Origin of the sequence: Lebetimonas sp. JS138, from assembly GCF_000523335.1 — a bacterium.
In the GTDB taxonomy this organism is placed as follows: Bacteria; Campylobacterota; Campylobacteria; order Campylobacterales; family Nautiliaceae; genus Lebetimonas.
This window is the reverse complement of record NZ_ATHT01000001.1, coordinates 215,373-235,817: the sequence shown is the minus strand read 5'-3', so window position 1 is coordinate 235,817 and position 20,445 is coordinate 215,373. Positions and strand designations below refer to the sequence as shown.

Below are 20,445 nucleotides of genomic sequence, written 5' to 3'. Positions count from 1 at the left end.
TAATGTTGTTTCCCGTTTTTATGTCTACGAAAACATATAAAAGTGTTAAACATAAAAACAATAATACACTGCCTTTAATCGAGGTTGCTAACGGAACATTTAAAAAATATAATTTTGTTTTGGAAATCAACGGAACTTTTAAAAAATTGAATATTTTTAAAAATTATTATGAATTCAATAACCTTTATGCCAATGATATAGTAAAACAAGAAAAATATTTTGCGAAATGGGCTTTAAAAAACAATAATGTTATTAAAGCTAAAAATGCGACTTATAAAAACAGTGATTATATCCTGCATTCCAAAAATGTAATTTATTATGAAGTAAAAAAAGCATTGAGTGGAAATGATTTTAATTTCACGTCCGGTAAAGCAAAAGGAAAAGGAAAATATTTTAAAATAGACAGAAATAAGAATATTTATGCTAAAAATATAATTTATTATATAAAGGTTAAAAAATGAAAAAATTAATAATTTTTTTAATGCTGGTTTTTTTACATGCGGATGATTTGAAAATTGTAAGCAAAACATTTAATTATTATCCTGATAAATTTTATTCGGATTTTAAAGGGGATGTAAACGCCACAAAAGGTATTGACAATATTTTGGCCGATGAAATAAAAGTTTATTTAAATAAAGACAAATCTTTAAAAGAATTAGTCGCTTTGGGGAGGGTTAAATTTATTTTGAATCTGGATAAAAACACCACTTATAAAGGATACTGCGATTATTTGGATTATAAAGTAAATTCCGGGGATATTATTTTAAAAGGTAATGCTTTTGTAAAGAAAACAGAAACTAATGAGAGCGTAAAAGGCGGATATATAAAATTGAATAAATTTTCAAAAAAAGCGGTTGTAAAAGGTGTAAACAAACCTGCGGTAATTATTATAAAGGTTAAAAAATGAAAGTGAAATTTTTAAAATCGGCCCCGAGTATAAAAGAGGCGATTGAGCCGAGTATGCTTGAAATAGCGCTTCTTGGGAGGAGTAATGTGGGCAAAAGCAGTTTTTTAAATGCTTTTTTAAACCAGAAAATAGCAAAAATATCTTCAACACCCGGAAAAACTCAGCTTATTAATTTTTTTGAAATTGAAGATGATGATAAAAAATTTATTTTAATTGATTTACCCGGATTCGGTTATGCAAAAGTTTCCAAGTCGCTAAAAAAGGAGTGGGGTAAAAATCTGGATCAATTTTTAAAAAACAGATTTAATATAAAACTTTTTATTCATTTAAGGGACGCAAGACATCCGAATCTTGAAATAGATGAAAATGTAGATAATTATTTAAACTCATTTATAAGACCAGACCAGCAGATAATTACTGTTTTTACAAAAATAGACAAACTAAAACAAAGCGAAATTTCAAAACTTAAAAAAGATTATCCAAATGCTCTTTTGGTGTCCAATATAAAAAAAAGAGGCTTTGACAAAGTAAAAGAAAAAATTAATCAGATTTTATGGGGAAATTATAAAATGGAAAATGAAAAATGAAAAATGAAAAATTAAAAGATATTAAATTAGTAAAACCGAAGTTAAAAAATATAAAAGATATTCAGGAAGTCGTAAAAGAATATGTAGACGAGGGTATAATCTTAAAAAGAGATGATGACGAAGTTGCTACAAATATCCGTTCTTATGTTGTCGCTTACGATGGGAAAAAACCCGTAGGTGTAGGCGCACTTCATATTTTTTCCCCTTTTTTGGGGGAAATTCGTTCACTCGGGGTAAAAAAGAATTATCAGGGAAAAGGAATCGGTAAAGAAATAGTAAACACTTTATTAAAAGAAGCTAAAAGCTTAGGATTAAAAGAAGTTTTGGTGCTTACTTACAAAAAAGAATTTTTTGAAAAACTCGGTTTTGTGGAAATACCGAAAGAATCTATACCGGATAAAAAAATATGGGCGGATTGTATAAAATGCAAATTTTTTCCGAATTGCAACGAAACAGCACTTTTAACACATTTATAAAAATAATTTTAATATTTTTTATAAATTCTTTTAGTGCTCTTTTGCCTTTTTTTCCTATATTGATAGGATTTTTTTTATTTTGTGACGAATGGATTTTAGGAGTGGTTTATATAGGCTTTTTTTCAATTATTCATAATGTAAATATTTATTATTTATTATTTATTTATCTTTTTTTGAAGTTTTTTTTAGTAAATAAAATTATAGATTATATTAATCCTGAATATCAGGATGTTGTATTTGTCTTAATTGTGTATATTTTTTTATTTATCTATTTTGTTCAGTCTGTAAATATATATGTTTTGTTAATGTATATGCTGTTCAATTATTCATTTGATATTTTATTAATCAAGGTTTTTAAGTGCGAAGCAAAATCGTTATAACATTTATTTTTCTGTTTTTTTTAATTCTTATATACAGGATTTATGATTTAAGCATTCTTTCTTATTGCAAATATAATAAACTTGCAAAGGAAAACAAAGAAAAAACTATATTGCTGCCGCCTGTAAGGGGAATTATTTTTGACAGATTCAATAAGCCGGTAGCTTTTAATAAATTAAGATTCGATATTGCTTTAAAACCGCATTTAAAAGAAAATATATTAAAAGAAAAAATTGATTTTTTAAAACAGCTTGTTCCGGATATTAATGAAACAAAGCTTATTAAAACATATAAAATGTATGATTCTTTATATAATCACAAACCTGTGACGATTCTTGAATATATGGATGAAAACACTATTTATAAAATAGAGCCTTTTTTGTCAATAGACGAGGATTTTTATATTTTGCCAAGTTACTTAAGGGAATATCCGTATAAGGAAATTTTGGCTAATGTTTTGGGATATGTTTCCCGTGCAAATATTAACGATTTAAAAAACAACAGTGTGATATCACTTACCCAAATCAGCGGTAAAAGAGGAGTGGAAAAATATTATGACAATATTTTGCAAGGAGAGGCGGGAGAAAAAAAAGTTATTGTAAACGCAAGAAACATAATATTAAAAACACTGAGTGTCAAAAAACCTGTTACTCATAATATTACTTTAAGTATAGATACAAATCTGCAAACGTTTATTTACAATTTATTAAAAAAAGAACATAAACGAGGTGCTGCGGTTGTGGTAATGAAAACAAACGGAGAAATTTTGGCACTTGTTTCATATCCTTCGTATGATGACAATCTTTTTGTAAAAGGCATAAGTGTAGATAAATGGAATAAACTTTTATTTGACATATATAATCCCCTTTTAAATAAACCCGTTAGCGGTCTTTATCCTCCGGGTTCCATTGTCAAACCCGCTGAAGGGTTAATTGCTGCCGCAAGCGGGAAATGGAATCCGTGGAAAAAAATAGAATGTCCCGGGTATATTGAAATAGGGGGAAGAAAATTCAGAGACTGGAAGCCTTCAGGCCATGGAAAAACAGATTTGATAAAAGCGATAAAAAGAAGTGTCGATACATATTATTATCAGCTCGGTTTAAAAATAGGAATAGACTATTTGTCCAAAAATCTTAAAAAAATGGGATTTGGCAAAAAAACGGGAATAGATTTGCCGAATGAAAAAACAGGTATTGTTCCTGATAAAAAATGGAAGGTAAATAAATATCACCAACCGTGGTTTATAGGGGAAACATTAAATGCTGTTATAGGGCAGGGATATTTTTTGGCCACTCCTTTGCAAGTTGCTGTAAATACCGCTTTGATTGCAAGTGGAAAATTGCCAAAACCTTTTTTGGTTGAAAAAATAGACAATAATATTAAAAAGCCGGTTTTAAAAGATGTTTTAAGTAAAAAAGAAAAAAGAAGTTTATGGATAATAAGAAAAGGAATGTGGGAAGTTTGTAATTCCCCGGGGGGAACAGCCACAAGACATATTCATACCCCTTTTCAAATAGCAGGGAAAACAGGTACGGCACAGGTTTATTCTATCCCCCAGGCTGTTAAAAAAAGAAAAAGAGAAGACGAACTTGCTTATTTTAAACGTTCTCATGCATGGCTGAGCACTTACGGACCTTACAGAAAACCGCAGTTTGTGGTAACAGTTTTAATAGAACACGGGGGGCACGGAGGCTCAGCTGCGGGAGATATTGTAAGTAAAATTTATACCTGGCTTTATAAAAAAGGATACATAAAATAGTGAGTGGTGAGTGGTGAGTGGTGAGTAGTGTAAAATGTAAAATGAAAAATTAATAAAAATCAAATTATATACTTAGAAAACTCTTTTTTATCTTTTTTTTCTCCAAGATATTTTTTGTTCCCTATTAATATTTCTCCTTTTTCAAATTTTGTATAACTTACCATCATATCACTTGCAAGCTGTTTTATATCCTGGGATGTGTTTTTTTGGATAAGACCGACAGGGCCAGGGAAATTATTGCATGTCATTATTTCGAACAAGTCTCCTTTGTAGTTTTTAAGTACAGGATTTTCGTCTTTGTTTCTTGATATAATTATTTTATATCCGTTTATGTTAAAATGTCTTCCTACTTTTAAAATATCTATTTCTTTTGAGCTAAATCCAAGACTGTTTTTTAAGTCAATAACTCTTTTTGAAAAATTTGCATCGGTAAGCAGGCATCCGCCGCCAGGAGATTCTATAAAATCCTCGATATTGTATTTTTTAGCAAGTTCAAGCTGCACTCTCCTTTCCCTGCCACTTATACCCAAAAGTTTTTCCCTCTCAACCCATCCTTTTATTTCAGCAATGGTAGGAGGCAGTAATTTTGCACTTAGCGGTCTTAAAATAAGCCCTTTTGCACCTGAAAGGTTTGTAACTGCGTTCATTGCAGGAAGTCTCTGGCTCATAGGTCTTTGTCCAACCACTTCACCGTTTATTATAAATTTTGCATCTATTTTTTCCATAATATTTTTAGCAACTTTAATCATATTCGCATGACAGTCGATACACGGGTTAAGATTTTTACCATATCCGTATTTAGGGGAAAAAAGTATATTTTTAATATATTCGTCTTTTATGTCTTCAATATGTAATTTTACATTTAATTTTTCAGAAGCTCTTTTTAAAAATTCAATTTTTTCTTTGTTTGTTTCAAATCCTATATCAATATAAAGTGCTTCTACCGTAATATTTTGTTCTTGAATAAGTTTTATAGCAAGGGCTGAATCAAGCCCCCCGCTAAAGAGTGCTATCGCTTTCAACAAGCTCTCCTTTTTTAAGTTGCTGAAGTTTTAAATTAAAAATTTTTAATTTATGCATTTTTTCATTTGGGGTTAAGTTTTTATCTGATTTTATTTTTAGAACTTTTTCCTGATAATAAGGAATTAAAAGTTTTCTGATTTGATTTTTTAACGCTTCGAAAGAAAGAATTTTAACTTCATCTCTTAAAACTATATCGAGCAAATCTGGATTTTTGAAATCTTCGGCATATACAAGCTGCAATTCATTTTTGTGGGTTTTAAAAACGTCTACGCTTAAATATTCAACAATTTCATCCATTATACCGGGGTTTTCATAGAGTGTTTTTATAATGCTTGCTTCTGCTATATCCAGTTTTTTATTTTGGTTTTCAGGTTTTTTGTTTGTTTTTATATAAAAAAGTCTCTGGTTTATTTGTAACAGCTGGGATGTTGTTAAGATAAAATCTTCTTTTAAAATTTCCGGTAATTTTATTATATATTCTTTTAATTCATTAAGACATTTTTGTTTTTGAACGGCATTTTTTATATCATATTTTTGTATAGTGTTTTCAATTATAAAATCTTTAAAATTTATACTTTTATTTATATAATTTTCTAAATTTTCGCCGTTTTTAACAATATCGGCAGGGTCTTTGCCCCCTTCAAGCAAAATAACCTTTCCCTCGAAAAATTCTCTATAAAGCATTTTGGCCGCTTTCAAAGCCGCATTAATTCCTGCACTGTCGCTGTCATATAAAATATTTGTTTTTGCATTTAATTTTTTTAAAATCGGAAGATGTTCCAAGGTAAGTGCCGTTCCAAGCGTTGCAACTGCATTTTCATATCCCGCCTGATGCAGCATTATCACATCCATATATCCTTCCACTATTATTATTTCTTTTTTTCTTAAAATATGTTCCCTTGCAAAATTAAGCCCGTAAAGTATTTTTGATTTGTTAAAAATTTTTGTGTTTGTAAAGTTTATATATTTTGCGGGATGATTTGTTATGGTTCTTCCCCCGAAAGCTATTATTTTATTGCTTGAGGAAAAAATAGGAAATGTTATTCTCTCAATCAGACGAGGATATTCGTTGTTTACAAGAACGCCAAGTTCATTTAAAGCCTTAAAATCTAATTTGGCGTTTTTAAAATATTTTATCTGTGTTGTTGAATCGGGCGCGAATCCGAGGAAAAATTTTTCTATGGTTGAATCTTTTAAGCCTCTTTCTTTTAGATATTCAAGAGCTGTTTTGTTTTTATATAAATTTGAAATGTAATAATTATTAACCGATTCTAAAATGTCAATTTTTATAAACGATTTTGATGATGTGTAATCAAGTTTAAAATTGTACATACTTGCAAGTTTTTCTATAGCTTCCGGATAAGAGAGTTTTTCCATATCCATTACGAATTTTATGGCATCGCCGCTTGCACCGCATCCGAAACAGTGGTATATCTGTTTGGCGGGACTTACTACGAATGAAGGGGTTTTTTCCGAATGAAAAGGACAAAGGGCTTTATAGTTGCTTCCTTCTTTTTTTAACTGGATATAATTTCCTATAACATCTACAATATCTATGATACTTTTTAAATTTTCTATCGATTCGTTTTTTATCATAATGGAATTATAATAAAATAATGTATAATTGAAGATAATTTTTAACTTTACATTTTTAATTTTTCATTTATTTAAGGATTAAATATGCGTGACCCTCTGTTTCAGATTATTTTATTTATAATAATTATACTTTTAAGCTCTCTAATAACTATAGCCATCGGAAGGTTTAGGGAATATTTAAAAGAACAGAAACTTCATAATTTTTTAAAAGATTTTGAATATTTGGAAATTGAAAATGTTAAACTTGATTATTCTTCTGTTGAAGCGCTTATTTTGCTTGCCCGTGCTTATAAAAAAGAGGGGGATTATGAAAAAGCGTTAAAAATTTATCTGTGGATAAATAAAAATGTAAAAAGTGTTGAAATATTAAAAGAAATAACAGCTCTTTATGTAAAAGCCGGTTTTTTGGAAAAAGCAAAAACCGTTGCATATCAGATTCTTCAAATCAGGCCAAGGGATAAAGAAACGCTTAAAACTCTTTTAATAATAGACGAAAAACTCGGCAATTATAAAGAAACGGTAGATATTATAGAAATATTTGAAGAACTTGGTGTCAATCTGGAAAAAGAAAAAGCAAACGCAGTTTTGAATTATCTTAAACTTGGAAGCTGTAAAGAATTTTGCAAAGAATTTAAAAATATAGATGATGTTTATAAAAAATATCCTTTTATTAAAAGGGAATATATTTCATATTTATTACAAACAAATCCTAAAAAAGCCTATGAATTAATTGATGATAAAGAGATTTATAATTTTTTTGATTTAATTTTTTACAGGAGTGATATACCAAAAAAATTTAAAGAAAACGGTAAATGGAAAATTACTGAATTTACACCTTTTGAAATTAAAGTTTTAAATTATCTTCCAAAAGATTTTGCCACTTTGGAATTTGAGTATGTTTGTAAAAACTGTAAAAAAACTTTTCCTCTTTATTCCAAAAGATGTCCCAACTGTAATGAACTTTTCAGTGAAGAAGTTATATTTAATTTAACCGAGCAAAGAAATCTTAAGAATATAGAGCTTTAGGCATACCTGTAAGCCGGGTTCTGTTTTGGAGGCTATTTATCTTTGCGCACACTTTGCAGTGCCGCTTGAGCGAAGGGTAAATATGCAAGGCTTTACCATCCCTTCTTGCTGCGGAGTGGGTTTACCGGCGGAATGTATTGCTACATTCCCGGTGAGCTCTTACCTCACCTTTTCACCCTTGCCTGTGGGATTAACCCCATCGGCGGTTTGATTTCTGTGGCACTTTCCCTCGCCTTTCGGCGGCAGCCTGTTAGGCTGACTCCTGCCTTGCCGCAGCCCGGACTTTCCTCCTTTTGGGCAGCCTCCCGGTATGCCAGCTCCATCAAAAATTCAAGAACTTGAACTTTTGGTGGAGCTGTGGGGAATCGAACCCCAGTCCGCCAGTAGAGTACCCCAAGCGCCTACACGCTTAGTTTATTGGTTTTACTTCTTTCCAAGGCCCAACAAACAAAGCCTTTTTGGAAAGAGGGATGCTAAAGTTTCGAAATAAAGGCCGCATCCGAAGCCTTTATTTCTATCCACACTTTACTCTTCGTCCGAGGCTGTGGCGAACCTCACCGGACGAAGGCGCCCGAATTAATGATTAGGCAGCAGCTCTTGCTACTGCTGGGCTGTAATTTGTGTTATTTACTGCGTTTATTTTTAATGAGCCGTTTTAGTGCTTACTCAGGCACGCGTGCAGCTTAGGGCTTTCTACCCACGTCGAAATCCGTGTCAGCCCCAGTAAAAATAAGTTATAAGTTAAAAGTGTAAAGTTAAAAATATATTATAAAACATTTCATTTTGCACTTTAATTTTTCATTTTCAACTTACATTTACTGCGGCTGACAGTAAAATTATATCAATTTTTCCTTAAAAAATCAAGTCCTTTTTAAGAAAAATTTAAGGTTTAAATTTAATAAAAGTATTATAATTAAAAAATAAGACAAACGCTCAGGAATTAATTATTTCTTTTATATTTTTTGCCGTTTTTGAAATGTTTTCTATTTTTTCACTGTTTTTAAGCGAATCGTCTAAAAGAATTTTTATAAAAGCGCTTCCTACAATTACCCCGTCAACGCCTTTTGCTTTTTCTTTGGCTGTTTTTTCATTAACACCGAATCCTATAAATAAAGGGGTTGAAGTGATGTTTTTTATGTATTCAATAATCTCTTTTAAATCTTCCTGTTTTGCGGCACCTGTAATTCCGGCATACGCCACGAGATATATAAATTCTTTTGGATTTTTAAGAATTTTTTTAATTCTTTCTTTAGAATCGGTTGGTGCCACAAAGGAAATTAAAGGGAATTTACTCTCATAATATTGTGCTTCTTCAAACGGCAGGTCCGGAATGATAAAACCTTTGATATTTGTCTCTTTTGCTTTTTTTACCATAAAATCATAACCTTTATGATAAAAATTATTAAAATATCCCATCCAATAGGTATCTATTTTATTTCCTGTTTTTTCACCTACTTCAAACAAATCGTCCATTTTAAAACCGTTTTCCAATGCCCTTTTATCAGCTTCCTGAATTATTGGACCGTCAGCTACGGGGTCTGAAAAAGGAATACCGAGTTCAATTCCGTCCACCCCGTTTTCTTTTAAAGAGTTTATTAAATCAATGGTGAAATTTTTATCCGGATAAGCGCAGGTTATATATGCTATGAGTTTTTTCATTCTTTTCCTTTGTGATATAATTATATGAAATTATATCAAAAGGCAGGTAATGAAAAATACTATTTCAAAATTACAAAAAAAAGAAAAACTTACTATGATTACCGCTTATGATGCTCTTTTTGCAAAAATTTTTGATGATATTGCAGATATTATTTTGGTGGGAGACAGTTTAAATATGTCTTTTATGGGAGAAAACGATACATTGACAGCTACAATGGAGCAGATGATATATCATACCAAAGCCGTGTGCAACGGGGCAAAAAAAGCTTTTATTGTATGCGATATGCCATTTGGAAGTTATTCTACACCCAATAAAGCGCTTGAAAACGCAATAAGGGTTTATAAAGAGACAAAAGCGGATGCCGTTAAACTTGAAGGTGGAGCTGAAAAAGCGGATACCGTTAAATTATTGACAAATAACGCCATAGCTGTGGTGGGGCATATAGGTTTAATGCCTCAGTTTAGCAGAAGTGAAGGTGGGTATAAAGTAAAGGGAAAAGACGAAATTTCCCGCCAAAAGCTGCTTGAAGATGCCAAAGCAATAGAAGAGGCGGGTGCGGTTATGCTTGTAATCGAAGGAGTAAAAGAAGAAGTCGCAAAAGAAATAACTGAGATAATAAAAATTCCTACAATTGGAATAGGCGCAGGGAGATATACGACCGGCCAGGTTTTAGTCTGGTCTGATATGCTTGGATTTTTTGAAAGCTTTAAACCTAAATTTGTAAGACGTTATTTAAACGGGGCTGAGATGGTTAGAGTTGCTGTCAAAAAATATGTAGATGATGTTAAAAATTCTAAATTTCCGAGCGTTGAAGAGATTTATTAATGAGAATAGTCGAAATAGAAAAAGTAAGTTTTGAAGAAACATACGAAAAATCACTAAGACCTAAAAATTTTGATGAATATATAGGTCAGGAACAGATTAAAAAAAATTTAAAAGTTTTTATTGAAGCGGCTAAAAAAAGAAGCGAAACGGTTGATCATATTCTTTTTTTCGGCCCTCCCGGACTTGGTAAAACAACTTTGGCCAATATTATTGCAAACGAAATGAATGCGAGTATTAAAACAATAGCCGCTCCAATGCTTGAAAAAAGTGGAGATTTGGCGGCAATTTTAACTAATCTTGAAGACGGTGACATTCTGTTTATAGATGAAATTCACAGATTAAAATCTACAATCGAAGAAGTTTTATATTCAGCCATGGAAGATTTCAGGCTTGATATTGTAATAGGAAGCGGACCTGCGGCTCAAAGCATTAAAATTGATGTTGCAAAATTTACCCTTATAGGAGCCACTACAAGAGCCGGGATGCTGAGTAATCCTTTAAGGGACAGATTTGGAATGAGCTTCAGACTTAATTTTTACAATGTTGAAGAATTAAGCCTTATTGTTAAACTTGCAAGTAAAAAACTGAATATCGGTATAAATAACGATGCCGCAGTTGAAATTGCCAAACGCTCGCGTGGAACCCCGAGAATTGCCTTAAGGCTGCTTAAAAGGGTAAGGGATTTTGCCGAAGTGGAAAATAAAAAAACAATAGATAAAAATATTGCCGATTTCGCACTTGACGCTTTGGGAATTAACGAATACGGATTTGACGAACTTGATATCAGATTTTTAAGTTTGCTGGCCGAGGCTAAAAAACCTTTAGGACTTTCAACTATCTCTGCGGCTTTGAGTGAAGATACAGATACAATAGAAGAGGTGATTGAACCTTTTTTAATTGCAAACGGATTTATAGAAAAAACGCCAAAAGGCAGAATTGCAACAAGAAAAACATATGAAATTTTAAATTTTACGTCTTGCAGTCTATTTTAGGGGGAAAAATGAAAATTTTGGGAATTCTTACATTAATTATAGGTTATTTTGTATATCTGACATATAAACCCTATCTGCTGGATATTGCTATTGCTTCATTAATGGCTGTGGCTTTTGGAAAAGTTATATATTTTATTTCATTAAAAATTAAAAATAAATATTTAGTAAGTACAATAGTTACATTTATTTTTGCTTTTTTGATTTTCGGGCCTATTTTATATTTTATTTTCAAAGCGGGAAGTGTTATAACTCAAATAGATATAAATGAAATAAAAAATATTTTGACTAAAGCTCAGAATCTTATTCATTATCTTCCATCATTTATGCAAGATGAAGTAAAAACTTATATTAATCCGGAGCATATTACTCAAATTTATAATACCATTATGCCTTTTGTAGGAACAATTACAGCAAAAAGCGCCGTGTTTTTAAAAGATGCGTTTTTGATAGTTATATTTTTCTTTTTTGCCGTTTTATACGGAAAAGAAACACTTTTGTTTTTACAAAAAATAATACCTCTTGAAAATGAAAAGCTTGAAAAAATATTTTTTGGAACAAGCGAAGTGATGAGTATAGTTTTTTATTCCACTGTGTTAACGGCATTATTAGAGGGTGTACTGTTCGGATTTATTGTAAGTATATATGGGCTTAACTTTATATTTTTTACAGTTATGTATGCTTTTGCATCGCTTATTCCTGTTGTAGGCGGTGTTTTGATGTGGGGACCTGTAAGTTTATATTTATATGCTCAGGGAAACAGTGAGGGGGCGTTAATAGTTGCAATATATTCTGTGGCTATGATTTCCGTTATAGCGGATACATTTATAAAACCTATAATTATAGATAATGTAAAAAAATTGTTTAAAGGGGAATTTGAAGTAAATTCACTCCTTATATTCTTTTCTATTCTTGCCGGGCTTTCATCTTTCGGGCTTTGGGGAATTATTATAGGGCCCGCCGTAACCGCTATGTTTTTGTCAATAATTAGATTTTATGAGAAGATTGAGTAAAATAGACTAAATTTTCCTAAATATTTTATATAAAAAACTTGACAATATAAAATTTATTTTGTATAATTACATTGTCAATTAAACATAAAGAGTGACAAAATGAAAAATAAGGTTGAGTTAGTTTTAGAGGAGTTAATAAAAAATTATTTAAAAGAGGAATCTCCAATAAGCTCAACTAAACTGAAAGAAAAAGCAAATTTGCCTTTTTCAGCTTCGAGTATAAGAAGCTATTTGCAAAAATTAAAAGAATCAGGATTGATAGAAAAAGAGCATTTGGCAAGCGGTTCCAAACCTTCCGAAAAAGCCTTAAAAGCTTTTTGGAGAGAATATTTTGAGGAATTTGATCTGGATTTTAACAAGCTGGAAGAAAAAATAGAGTTTAATAACCTTTATTTTACGGCCAAGATCTTTGAAAATGAGTTGCTAAAAAAGGTTTATAAATATCATAAATTTATAATTCTTGAATTTGAAAAAAATGAACTGATATTTAAATATGATGAAAATATCTTTAATTTTTTAAAATCACTTAAAGGTGTATATATCACTCAGATTGAATCATATTTGTATCATTTAAATTTAACTGAATTAATTAAAAAAATTGATTCTGTATATGAATATTTATGTTATAATCAAAAAAGATTATTTGAATTTTCTCAAATAATCGACATTAAACCTTTTATAAATTTTGAATTTGAAAAAATTCGAAAAGGTTTAAATTTTATGAACAGCATACTTATATATAAAGATTTGAAAAAAATTGAAGACAAATGGTATGAATATATATTGATAGGCGATATATATTCAAATTTTTTGAACCTGTTCAGTGAAGGAGGGGCTGATGAACAAAAATGAAAAGTTAAAAATGGAAAATGAAAAAAATAATCAAAAAAACCAAGAACAAAATGAAAAACAGCAAATTGATGTGGAAGCTTTGAGAAAAGAAAATGAAGAATTAAAGCAAAAGCTCGATGAAGCACTCAGGGCTTATGCAAAATGTGAAAATGATAAAAAAATCATTAAAAAAGAAACAGATGCACTGATAGAATATGCATATGAAAAATTTGCAAAAGATTTACTGCCGGTAGTTGATTCGCTAGAGCTTGCAATTGTTCATGCCGGTGATATAGAAAATAAAGAAGAAGCTTTCGATAAACTTCTCGAAGGCGTTGAACTTACACTTAAAAAAATGCTTGATACATTTAAAAACCACGGAATAGAGCCTGTTGAGCATGATGAATTTAATCCTGAAATTCATCAGGCGATTCAGCATGTTCAAAGTGAAGAGCATGAAGACGGTGCAATAGTGGATATTTATCAAAAAGGTTATAAATTAAAAGACAGACTTATAAGACCATCAATGGTTACAATAAATAAAAAATCTTAAGGAGGGAAAAATGGCAAAAGTAATAGGAATAGATTTAGGTACAACAAACTCAGCAATGGCTTACTATGACGGAAAAGATGCAAAAATTATACCAAATAAAGAAGGTAGAAACACAACCCCGTCAGTAGTGGCTTTTACAGACAAAGGCGAAGTGTTGGTAGGTGAACCTGCCAAAAGACAGGCAATTACAAATCCGGAAAGAACCATTTATTCAGTAAAAAGAATTATGGGTATGATGTGTAATGAGCCAAAAGCCAAGGAAGCTAAAAAACACGTTCAATATAAAATTGTGGATAAAAACGGAGCTTGTGCGGTGGAAGTGGACGGAAAAGTATATACTCCGCAAGAAATTAGTGCAAAAATTTTAATGAAACTTAAAAAAGACGCAGAAGAATTCTTTGGAGAAGAAGTAACAGAAGCTGTAATTACAGTACCTGCATACTTTAACGACTCACAAAGAAAAGCGACTCAAGAAGCTGGAAAAATTGCAGGACTTAATGTGTTGAGAATCATCAACGAACCTACAGCTGCGGCGCTTGCTTACGGACTTGACAAAAAAGGTGAAGAAAAAATTCTTGTATATGACTTAGGAGGAGGTACATTTGACGTAACTGTGCTTGAAATCGGAGATGGCACATTCCAGGTTCTTTCAACAGATGGTAACGCATTTTTGGGTGGTGATGATTTTGACCAAAGAATTATGGAATGGCTGATTAGTGAATTTAAAGCAGAGAGTGGAATTGATTTAAGCAATGATAAAATGGCTCTTCAAAGATTAAAAGATGCAGCGGAAAATGCTAAAAAAGAATTGTCAAGTAAAGAAGAAACTGAAATAAATTTACCGTTTATTACAGCAGATCAGACAGGGCCAAAACATTTGGTTAAAAAATTGACAAGAGCAAAATTTGAAGCAATGATTGACGATTTGTTGGCTGAAACATTAAAACATATTGATACTGCGTTAAACGATGCAGGACTTAGCAAAAACGAAATCAATGAAATCGTAATGGTTGGAGGAAGTACAAGAATTCCAAAAGTTCAACAATTGGTAAGCGAATATTTTAACGGTAAAAAACTTAATAAATCTGTAAACCCTGATGAAGTGGTTGCACTTGGTGCGGCAATTCAAGGAGGAGTTCTTAAAGGTGAAGTAAAAGATGTATTGTTACTTGATGTTACACCATTAAGTCTTGGTATCGAAACACTTGGTGGGGTAATGACAAAAATTATTGAAAAAGGTACAACAATACCTGTTAGAAAATCACAAATTTTCAGCACAGCTGAAGATAACCAGACAGCGGTTACAATTCATGTATTGCAAGGTGAGGCAGAACTTGCAAAAGACAATAAATCACTTGGACAATTCAATCTTGAAGGAATTCCGCCAGCACCAAGAGGCGTGCCGCAAATAGAAGTTACATTCGATATAGACGCAAACGGCGTATTGAATGTTAGCGCAAAAGACAAAACAAGCGGAAAAGAACAAAAAATTACAATTACAGGAAGTTCAACTTTGAATGAAGAAGAAATTCAAAGAATGATTAGAGAAGCTGAAGAAGCAAATAAAAAAGAAAAAGCAAGAATTGAAGCTATAAAAGCAAGAAATGAACTTGATGCTGTTGCATATCAGGCTGAAAAATTCATAAAAGACAATAAAGATAAACTTGGTGATATAAGCGCACTTGAAGCTAAGATTAAAGAAGCAAAAGAACTTATTCAGGCACAAAGCGAAGACAAAGCAAAAATTGACAGCTTAAAAGCTGAGCTTGAAGCCCAGTTGCAAAAAGCGGCTCAGAATATGGCGGCAAGCGGACAGGCTCAAGGTGGAGCACAACAGAATCAACAACAAAATAAAGGCGGGGACGACGACGTAATAGATGCAGAGGTTGAATAATCCTCTGCTTTTTTTATTTTAAAATTAAGTGTCTGTCACTGTAATTAGTATATATTTTTTATTATTTAATATAAAAAGCATAATTTACTCAGTGCCTAATTTTAAATTTAAAACTGATTAAATAATATGAAATAAAAAGTACCCTTAATCAGGAGGCTGTGTAGCTATTTGCCTTTTGCCTTCTGTAGTAGTAAAAAATTTGTTCTCTTATCCCGCATATTTAATCAGTGTATTAATTTTTACATTATGGATTAATGTTGTTGAGCGGAATTTGTTTCGTTCTTCGTTTACAATTTTAAATTCTTTAATGGCAATTAGATTGTTACCGTCATAAATACTTACTCTCCAATGACCTGTAAAAAAAGGTCTGATTTTTATGTTTGAATATGTTCTCCATCTTAGGCCTTTGTATATAGGAAGTTGTATATCGGCATACAGCTTCCATATATCATTAACATTTTTTTCCCATACAAAATCTATCAGTCTATTCTCCTCTATATTTGTAAATTTTGCAAATGCAAAAACTTTTTTGTCTTTTGTGGTAAATACATTAGTTATTTCAACAGGTGTGAGATTTTTTACATTCTTGCATGTTGTAAACTGTTTTAAATTATATGAAAACGCAAAAACAGCCAAAAACATAAAAGCAATTTTTTTCATTTTATATCTCCAATATTAAACTTACAGGTCCTTCATTATGTATTATTACATTCATTTCGGCTCCGAATTTACCGCTTTTACAGGTGCAGTAATTATTCAATTCATTTAACATTTTATCATAAAATTGCTGTGCCAATTCTTTTTTCATAGCATATTGAAAATTGGGTTTTCTCCCTTTTTTGGTAACTCCGGTTATGGTAAAGTTTGGAATTAAAAGTATTTCTCCGTCAATATCTAAAACACTTTTTGAAAAATTTTCAAATATTCTTAAGGTTGCAATTTTTTTTGCCATTTTATAAATATTTTCTTCTGTATCGGTTAATTCAAATCCGATTAAAACATTTAATCCTTTATTTATTTCACTAATTAATTTATTTTCAACAAAAACGGTAGAATAATTAACTCTTTGAATTATTGCTTTCATTAATTAATTCCTTTAAAAAATTTATTGTGTTTTCATTGTCATTTGGACATTCAACCACTTTATAATTTTTTATACCAATTTCTTCTGCAAGGTATTTATACTCAATTTTAAGTTCTAAATCTGTTTCTGAATTGTCTATCATAAATGAAATGGGATAAATTAAAACATTTTCATTTTTATATTTTTTAAGCTTTTCGTGTAAATAAGGTTTTAGCCATTCACTCGGTCCGAATCTTGACTGATATGCTAAGTTTATAGATTTAAATTCAGGTAATAATTTTTTTAAAATATTTACATGCTCATTTACTTCTTTTTCGTATGAATCACCTTTTTTTATGATACTTTTTGGAAGTCCGTGGGCTGAAAATATTAAATTCCAATTTTTAGGATTATCAATTGAATTTAAAATATTTGCTTTAATTATTTCATTAAATTTTTCATTTTTATAAAAAGGTTTTATTATTTTATATGGAATTTTTAAATTAAGCTCTTTTATTTCATCAACACTACTTTGGTATGTTGTAAAAGAGTAGTGTGGATAAAGTGGTAAAAAGATAATTTCTTCATATTTTTGTAAATCTAAATCTTTTAAATTTGGTTTTGTGTATCGCATGGAATACAAAACATCAAAACTGCTGTTTTTAAGTTTTTTAGATATTTGTTCAGTAATTTTATAAATTCTGCTGCCGCCGATTTTTTCATAATTTTTCCATACTTTTTTATATCTTATATTTGAAATAAGGGGCGCAAGAAAATATCTCAAAGGCGAGTTTATTATTCTTTTATCCATAAACATATTAAATAAAAATTCTTTAAGTTCTTTTTCACTTCTTGCCCCTCCCATATTCATCAAAACTACCGCTTTCATTTTATTTCCAGATATTTGTTTATTTCTAAGCCGAATCCTTTCAAAGAATTAAATTCGCTTTTTTTGTGTGAAAACAGATTTAAATTTTTTATTCCAAGGTTTTTGAGTATTTGAGCCCCTATTCCGAACTCTTTATTTTTATCATTTGAATTTGAATTGATAAAAACAATAACACCAGAATTATATTTAATATAATCTAATATTTTATTATATTCATCTATAAGTTTTTCATTTAAAATAAAATCTACATTACTCATAACAGAATAAAATTTTACATTTGTAGTTTCTTTTGGATTGTTTGCTAAGACATAATGTCTATTGCCTAAATGGTCAATAAAAGTTATTTTTTCAAAATCAACACCTTGAATAGTTATTTTTTCTTTTTTTTTAATGCTCACTAGGCTTTCATACTGAAGTCTGTATTCTACAATGTCGGAAATATATACAATTGTTAAATTATGTTTTTTTGCAAATTCTTTCAAATCTCCTCTTCTGGCCATTGTTCCGTCTTCTTTCATTATCTCACAAATTACCGCTACGGGGTAAACCCCGGCCAGACGGCAAATATCTACACTTCCTTCTGTATGGCCGGTTCTGACTAGTACCCCTCCGTCTTTTGCAATTAACGGGAATATATGCCCCGGTCGCACAAAATCGTCCGGTTTTGAAACAGGTGAGCTTAATTTTTTTATAGTCATATCTCTTTCATATGCACTGATTCCAGTTTTGGTTTCTTTTGCATCCACGCTTATTGTAAAGGCTGTTGAAAAATTCTCTTTATTTTGCGGAACCATGGGGGTTAAATTAAGATTGTCCGCTATTTCTTTTGTTAAAGACACACAGATTAAACCTTTGGCCTTGCTTGCCAGAAAATTTACTTTTTGGGGAGTTGAAAATACTCCTGCATAAACCAAATCCCCTTCGTTTTCCCTGTCTTCATCATCAATCATTATAATGATATTGCCTTTTTGAATTTCTTCTATTGCTTTTTTTACTCTTTCAATTGAATCCATTAATTGCCTTTTTATGAAATTTTACTATAAAGGCCGCTAAATGTAATAAAAAGTCTTATTGCATTCATCATTGCCAGATACTGATTATAATTTCTGTCACCTTTGAGGTGTAAAAGTTCTACTTTAAGTTCTTTTTTGTTTGCCACGCCTATATATACAGTTCCCACTGGTTTTTGAGGTGTTCCCCCTGTAGGTCCGGCTATTCCGCTAACGGCCAGGGCATAATCTGCCTTAGAAATTTCAAGTGCCCCGAGGAGCATCTCTTTTACAGTTTGTTCGCTTACAGCACCGTATTTTTCAAGTGTCAGCTCTTCAACTCCAAGCCATTCGTGTTTTATTCTGTTTGCATAGCTTACAACACTTCCATCAAAGCAGTTACTGCTTCCTGAAATTTTTGTTAGAGTGCTTGCAATAAGCCCTCCTGTGCAGCTTTCTGCAAAAGTAATTTTTTTAGGAGGTAGATTGTTTACAATATGCTCGAATATATTTCCAAAAACAGTATAGGGAACAGTGCTTAAAATTTCCTTTTTTATATTAAAATCAATAGGTTCGGTGTAAATTTTTATTATTCCCGCTTCTTCGAAAATAACGGGGTTTATTTTATAGGCGTTAAAAACAGGCTCCAATAGCAGTTTCGCACTCTCTATATCCAGATTGAATATGTTTATTTCTTCATATTCCGGGGATATTATTAAAATTTCAGGTATTTGGTCTTTTAATAATATTATATTTATTTGATAATAAAAATCAATTAAGAAGGAATTTTTAGAATATTTTGCCATTTCGGGAACCAAAAAATTGTCTTTTACCACTAAATTTTGATTTGTAAGGTTTGCAAATATTTTGGCTACAAGAGGATAAGAATTTTCATCTGTGACAATCAGTGTTTCTTTTTGGGGCTTAAAATTAATATCGAATTTATCTAAAAATGTAAGTTTGTCATAATCAATTTTTTTTAAAAGTTCATCTCTTAGATTTTTTTTAAATTTCCAAGCTTTTCCTACAAAAATTACTTCCATTGTTTATCCTTTTGTTATAATTAAGTTATTGTATCAAAAAGGAGTAAAAAATGAAAAAAAACAATTTGCCTGAATATACCTTGCCTAAAGAGAAAGTGTTTAAAAAAAACGGAAAATTGAAAGATAAATTTTATGAAAAAGAACTTTTAAATCTTCAAATAGAGCTTGTAAAACTTCAGACATGGATTCAAAAAAATCAAAAAAGAATGTTAATAGTTTTTGAAGGAATGGATACCGCGGGAAAAGACGGAACAATAAAAAGAATACTTGAACATTTAAATCCAAGGTTTGCCAGAAGCGTGGCTCTTGATAAACCAAGCAATAAAGAAAAAAGTGAATGGTATTTTCAGCGATATGTACCTCATTTCCCGGCCGGTGGAGAAATGGTATTTTTTAACAGAAGCTGGTACAACAGGGCAGGGGTTGAAGTTGTTTTCGGATTTTGCACCCATGAGGAATATTTAAGATTTATCCGTCAGTGTCCGAGATTTGAAGAACTTATAGTAGATGATGGAATAAAATTTTTTAAATATTATTTAAACATCAGCAAGGAGGAAATGTATAAAAGATTAAAATCCCGTGAAACGGATCCGCTAAAAAAATGGAAACTCTCAACACTTGACTGGAAAAGTTATGAGCATTATGATGAATATCAAAAATTAAAAGATGATATGTTTGCCGCAAGCTCAACTCCTTATGCACCATGGGTTATAGTTGATGCAAATGATAAAAAAAGAGCAAGAATTAATATAATAAGGGATATTATCTCCCAGTTTGATTATGATGATAAAGATTATTTTTTTCTGCCTGATCCTACTATTGTGAAATTTGTTTCGCATATTGAATAAAATGGAAAGTTAAAGATTAAAAGTGAAAAATTGTAGATAATTTATTTTTCATTTTGCACTTTTCATTTTTCACTTAACATTTATGGTATAATACTT

General features: G+C 30.9%; 21 protein-coding genes and 2 other RNA genes. 13 read left to right on the top strand and 10 right to left on the bottom strand.

What is annotated here, in order from left to right:
* The first annotated feature begins 20 nt into the window (after nucleotides 1-20).
* From DZ67_RS0101255 to mrdA, 5 genes are all read left to right on the top strand, one after another.
* Entirely contained in the window at nucleotides 21-461 is a 441-nt protein-coding gene (locus DZ67_RS0101255) for a hypothetical protein (protein WP_156919557.1), read from the top strand.
* Nucleotides 458-907, top strand: coding sequence for an LptA/OstA family protein (locus tag DZ67_RS0101250; protein WP_024786894.1), 450 nt, complete (start codon nucleotides 458-460; stop codon nucleotides 905-907). The genes DZ67_RS0101255 and DZ67_RS0101250 overlap by 4 nt, the downstream gene beginning before the upstream one ends.
* Nucleotides 904-1,494, top strand: a complete 591-nt coding sequence (gene yihA, locus DZ67_RS0101245) for a ribosome biogenesis GTP-binding protein YihA/YsxC (RefSeq protein WP_024790531.1) — start codon at nucleotides 904-906, stop codon at nucleotides 1,492-1,494. The genes DZ67_RS0101250 and yihA overlap by 4 nt, the downstream gene beginning before the upstream one ends.
* On the top strand, nucleotides 1,491-1,970 hold the full coding sequence (locus DZ67_RS0101240; protein ID WP_035906994.1) for an N-acetyltransferase: 480 nt from the start codon (nucleotides 1,491-1,493) through the stop codon (nucleotides 1,968-1,970). Before yihA ends, DZ67_RS0101240 begins: the two co-directional genes overlap by 4 nt.
* Before the next feature lie 358 nt (nucleotides 1,971-2,328).
* A complete protein-coding gene (mrdA, locus tag DZ67_RS0101230) occupies nucleotides 2,329-4,107 on the top strand; it encodes a penicillin-binding protein 2 (protein ID WP_024786890.1) in 1,779 nt (592 codons plus the stop codon).
* 59 nt (nucleotides 4,108-4,166) lie between these two features.
* Here mrdA and DZ67_RS0101225 read toward each other — a convergent pair whose 3' ends face one another.
* Both DZ67_RS0101225 and dnaG read right to left on the bottom strand, forming a co-directional pair.
* A complete protein-coding gene (locus DZ67_RS0101225; protein ID WP_024786889.1) occupies nucleotides 4,167-5,129 on the bottom strand; it encodes an argininosuccinate synthase domain-containing protein in 963 nt (320 codons plus the stop codon).
* On the bottom strand, nucleotides 5,107-6,726 hold the full coding sequence (gene dnaG, locus DZ67_RS0101220; RefSeq protein WP_024786888.1) for a DNA primase: 1,620 nt from the start codon (nucleotides 6,724-6,726) through the stop codon (nucleotides 5,107-5,109). The genes DZ67_RS0101225 and dnaG overlap by 23 nt, the downstream gene beginning before the upstream one ends.
* Before the next feature lie 84 nt (nucleotides 6,727-6,810).
* On the opposite strand from dnaG, the gene DZ67_RS0101215 reads away from it, so the two are divergent.
* Nucleotides 6,811-7,752: a tetratricopeptide repeat protein gene (locus tag DZ67_RS0101215; protein ID WP_024786887.1), complete on the top strand. Its 942-nt coding sequence runs from the start codon at nucleotides 6,811-6,813 to the stop codon at nucleotides 7,750-7,752.
* Here DZ67_RS0101215 and rnpB read toward each other — a convergent pair.
* The 3 genes from rnpB to trpA all read right to left on the bottom strand — a co-directional run bounded on the left by rnpB (nucleotide 7,746) and on the right by trpA (nucleotide 9,411).
* An RNA gene (gene rnpB / locus DZ67_RS10305) (RNase P RNA component class A) lies at nucleotides 7,746-8,069 on the bottom strand. The genes DZ67_RS0101215 and rnpB overlap by 7 nt on opposite strands.
* Before the next feature lie 30 nt (nucleotides 8,070-8,099).
* Nucleotides 8,100-8,474, bottom strand: a transfer-messenger RNA (tmRNA) gene (gene ssrA, locus DZ67_RS10365).
* Between the two features lie 211 nt (nucleotides 8,475-8,685).
* Nucleotides 8,686-9,411, bottom strand: a complete 726-nt coding sequence (trpA, locus tag DZ67_RS0101205) for a tryptophan synthase subunit alpha (RefSeq protein ID WP_024791701.1) — start codon at nucleotides 9,409-9,411, stop codon at nucleotides 8,686-8,688.
* A 49-nt stretch (nucleotides 9,412-9,460) separates the two neighbouring features.
* Here trpA and panB point away from each other — a divergent pair, with 49 nt between their 5' ends.
* The 6 genes from panB to dnaK all read left to right on the top strand — a co-directional run bounded on the left by panB (nucleotide 9,461) and on the right by dnaK (nucleotide 15,517).
* Nucleotides 9,461-10,237, top strand: a complete 777-nt coding sequence (gene panB, locus DZ67_RS0101200; protein WP_024786886.1) for a 3-methyl-2-oxobutanoate hydroxymethyltransferase — start codon at nucleotides 9,461-9,463, stop codon at nucleotides 10,235-10,237.
* Nucleotides 10,237-11,229: a Holliday junction branch migration DNA helicase RuvB gene (ruvB, locus tag DZ67_RS0101195; RefSeq protein ID WP_024786885.1), complete on the top strand. Its 993-nt coding sequence runs from the start codon at nucleotides 10,237-10,239 to the stop codon at nucleotides 11,227-11,229. The genes panB and ruvB overlap by 1 nt, the downstream gene beginning before the upstream one ends.
* Before the next feature lie 8 nt (nucleotides 11,230-11,237).
* Nucleotides 11,238-12,239 (top strand): AI-2E family transporter, encoded by a 1,002-nt coding sequence (locus tag DZ67_RS0101190; protein WP_024786884.1) that lies wholly within the window; start codon nucleotides 11,238-11,240, stop codon nucleotides 12,237-12,239.
* A gap of 99 nt (nucleotides 12,240-12,338) precedes the next feature.
* A complete protein-coding gene (locus DZ67_RS0101185; protein ID WP_024786883.1) occupies nucleotides 12,339-13,091 on the top strand; it encodes a hypothetical protein in 753 nt (250 codons plus the stop codon).
* The gene (locus DZ67_RS0101180; RefSeq protein ID WP_035906993.1) at nucleotides 13,078-13,623 is read left to right on the top strand and encodes a nucleotide exchange factor GrpE; all 546 of its coding nucleotides are present in this window, start codon (nucleotides 13,078-13,080) and stop codon (nucleotides 13,621-13,623) included. The genes DZ67_RS0101185 and DZ67_RS0101180 overlap by 14 nt, the downstream gene beginning before the upstream one ends.
* A 10-nt stretch (nucleotides 13,624-13,633) precedes the next feature.
* A complete protein-coding gene (gene dnaK / locus DZ67_RS0101175) occupies nucleotides 13,634-15,517 on the top strand; it encodes a molecular chaperone DnaK (protein ID WP_024786881.1) in 1,884 nt (627 codons plus the stop codon).
* A gap of 207 nt (nucleotides 15,518-15,724) precedes the next feature.
* Here the strand turns inward: dnaK and DZ67_RS0101170 are convergent, their stop codons facing one another.
* The 5 genes from DZ67_RS0101170 to DZ67_RS0101150 are packed head-to-tail and all read right to left on the bottom strand — an operon-like array spanning nucleotide 15,725 to nucleotide 19,501.
* Nucleotides 15,725-16,177: a DUF2914 domain-containing protein gene (locus DZ67_RS0101170; protein ID WP_024791700.1), complete on the bottom strand. Its 453-nt coding sequence runs from the start codon at nucleotides 16,175-16,177 to the stop codon at nucleotides 15,725-15,727.
* Between the two features lies 1 nt (nucleotide 16,178).
* Complete coding sequence (gene dtd, locus DZ67_RS0101165; RefSeq protein WP_024786879.1) at nucleotides 16,179-16,601, bottom strand: D-aminoacyl-tRNA deacylase; 423 nt, start codon at nucleotides 16,599-16,601, stop codon at nucleotides 16,179-16,181.
* On the bottom strand, nucleotides 16,576-17,469 hold the full coding sequence (hemH, locus tag DZ67_RS0101160) for a ferrochelatase (protein ID WP_024789109.1): 894 nt from the start codon (nucleotides 17,467-17,469) through the stop codon (nucleotides 16,576-16,578). The genes dtd and hemH overlap by 26 nt, the downstream gene beginning before the upstream one ends.
* Nucleotides 17,466-18,482: a bifunctional 3,4-dihydroxy-2-butanone 4-phosphate synthase/GTP cyclohydrolase II gene (locus tag DZ67_RS0101155; RefSeq protein ID WP_024791699.1), complete on the bottom strand. Its 1,017-nt coding sequence runs from the start codon at nucleotides 18,480-18,482 to the stop codon at nucleotides 17,466-17,468. Before DZ67_RS0101155 ends, hemH begins: the two co-directional genes overlap by 4 nt.
* 11 nt (nucleotides 18,483-18,493) lie before the next feature.
* Entirely contained in the window at nucleotides 18,494-19,501 is a 1,008-nt protein-coding gene (locus DZ67_RS0101150; protein WP_024786877.1) for a CinA family protein, read from the bottom strand.
* Nucleotides 19,502-19,551: 50 nt separating this feature from the next.
* Between DZ67_RS0101150 and ppk2 the strand changes: the two genes are divergently transcribed.
* Nucleotides 19,552-20,349 carry a polyphosphate kinase 2 gene (gene ppk2 / locus DZ67_RS0101145; protein WP_024786876.1) on the top strand — a complete coding sequence of 266 codons (798 nt, stop codon included), beginning with the start codon at nucleotides 19,552-19,554 and terminating at the stop codon, nucleotides 20,347-20,349.
* Nucleotides 20,350-20,445 lie beyond the last annotated feature (96 nt).

Bases quoted from the DNA above. Each gene is read 5' to 3' on its own strand.
- DZ67_RS0101155 (WP_024791699.1), bottom strand. From the start codon at position 18,482: ATGGATTCAATTGAAAGAGTAAAAAAAGCAATAGAAGAAATTCAAAAA.
- yihA (WP_024790531.1), top strand. From the start codon at position 904: ATGAAAGTGAAATTTTTAAAATCGGCCCCGAGTATAAAAGAGGCGATT.
- ruvB (WP_024786885.1), top strand. From the start codon at position 10,237: ATGAGAATAGTCGAAATAGAAAAAGTAAGTTTTGAAGAAACATACGAA.
- DZ67_RS0101215 (WP_024786887.1), top strand. From the start codon at position 6,811: ATGCGTGACCCTCTGTTTCAGATTATTTTATTTATAATAATTATACTT.
- trpA (WP_024791701.1), bottom strand. From the start codon at position 9,411: ATGAAAAAACTCATAGCATATATAACCTGCGCTTATCCGGATAAAAAT.
- DZ67_RS0101185 (WP_024786883.1), top strand. From the start codon at position 12,339: ATGAAAAATAAGGTTGAGTTAGTTTTAGAGGAGTTAATAAAAAATTAT.
- DZ67_RS0101150 (WP_024786877.1), bottom strand. From the start codon at position 19,501: ATGGAAGTAATTTTTGTAGGAAAAGCTTGGAAATTTAAAAAAAATCTA.
- DZ67_RS0101170 (WP_024791700.1), bottom strand. From the start codon at position 16,177: ATGAAAAAAATTGCTTTTATGTTTTTGGCTGTTTTTGCGTTTTCATAT.
- DZ67_RS0101255 (WP_156919557.1), top strand. From the start codon at position 21: ATGTCTACGAAAACATATAAAAGTGTTAAACATAAAAACAATAATACA.
- dtd (WP_024786879.1), bottom strand. From the start codon at position 16,601: ATGAAAGCAATAATTCAAAGAGTTAATTATTCTACCGTTTTTGTTGAA.
- ppk2 (WP_024786876.1), top strand. From the start codon at position 19,552: ATGAAAAAAAACAATTTGCCTGAATATACCTTGCCTAAAGAGAAAGTG.
- dnaK (WP_024786881.1), top strand. From the start codon at position 13,634: ATGGCAAAAGTAATAGGAATAGATTTAGGTACAACAAACTCAGCAATG.
- DZ67_RS0101250 (WP_024786894.1), top strand. From the start codon at position 458: ATGAAAAAATTAATAATTTTTTTAATGCTGGTTTTTTTACATGCGGAT.
- panB (WP_024786886.1), top strand. From the start codon at position 9,461: ATGAAAAATACTATTTCAAAATTACAAAAAAAAGAAAAACTTACTATG.
- DZ67_RS0101180 (WP_035906993.1), top strand. From the start codon at position 13,078: ATGAACAAAAATGAAAAGTTAAAAATGGAAAATGAAAAAAATAATCAA.
- dnaG (WP_024786888.1), bottom strand. From the start codon at position 6,726: ATGATAAAAAACGAATCGATAGAAAATTTAAAAAGTATCATAGATATT.
- DZ67_RS0101240 (WP_035906994.1), top strand. From the start codon at position 1,491: ATGAAAAATGAAAAATTAAAAGATATTAAATTAGTAAAACCGAAGTTA.
- DZ67_RS0101190 (WP_024786884.1), top strand. From the start codon at position 11,238: ATGAAAATTTTGGGAATTCTTACATTAATTATAGGTTATTTTGTATAT.
- hemH (WP_024789109.1), bottom strand. From the start codon at position 17,469: ATGAAAGCGGTAGTTTTGATGAATATGGGAGGGGCAAGAAGTGAAAAA.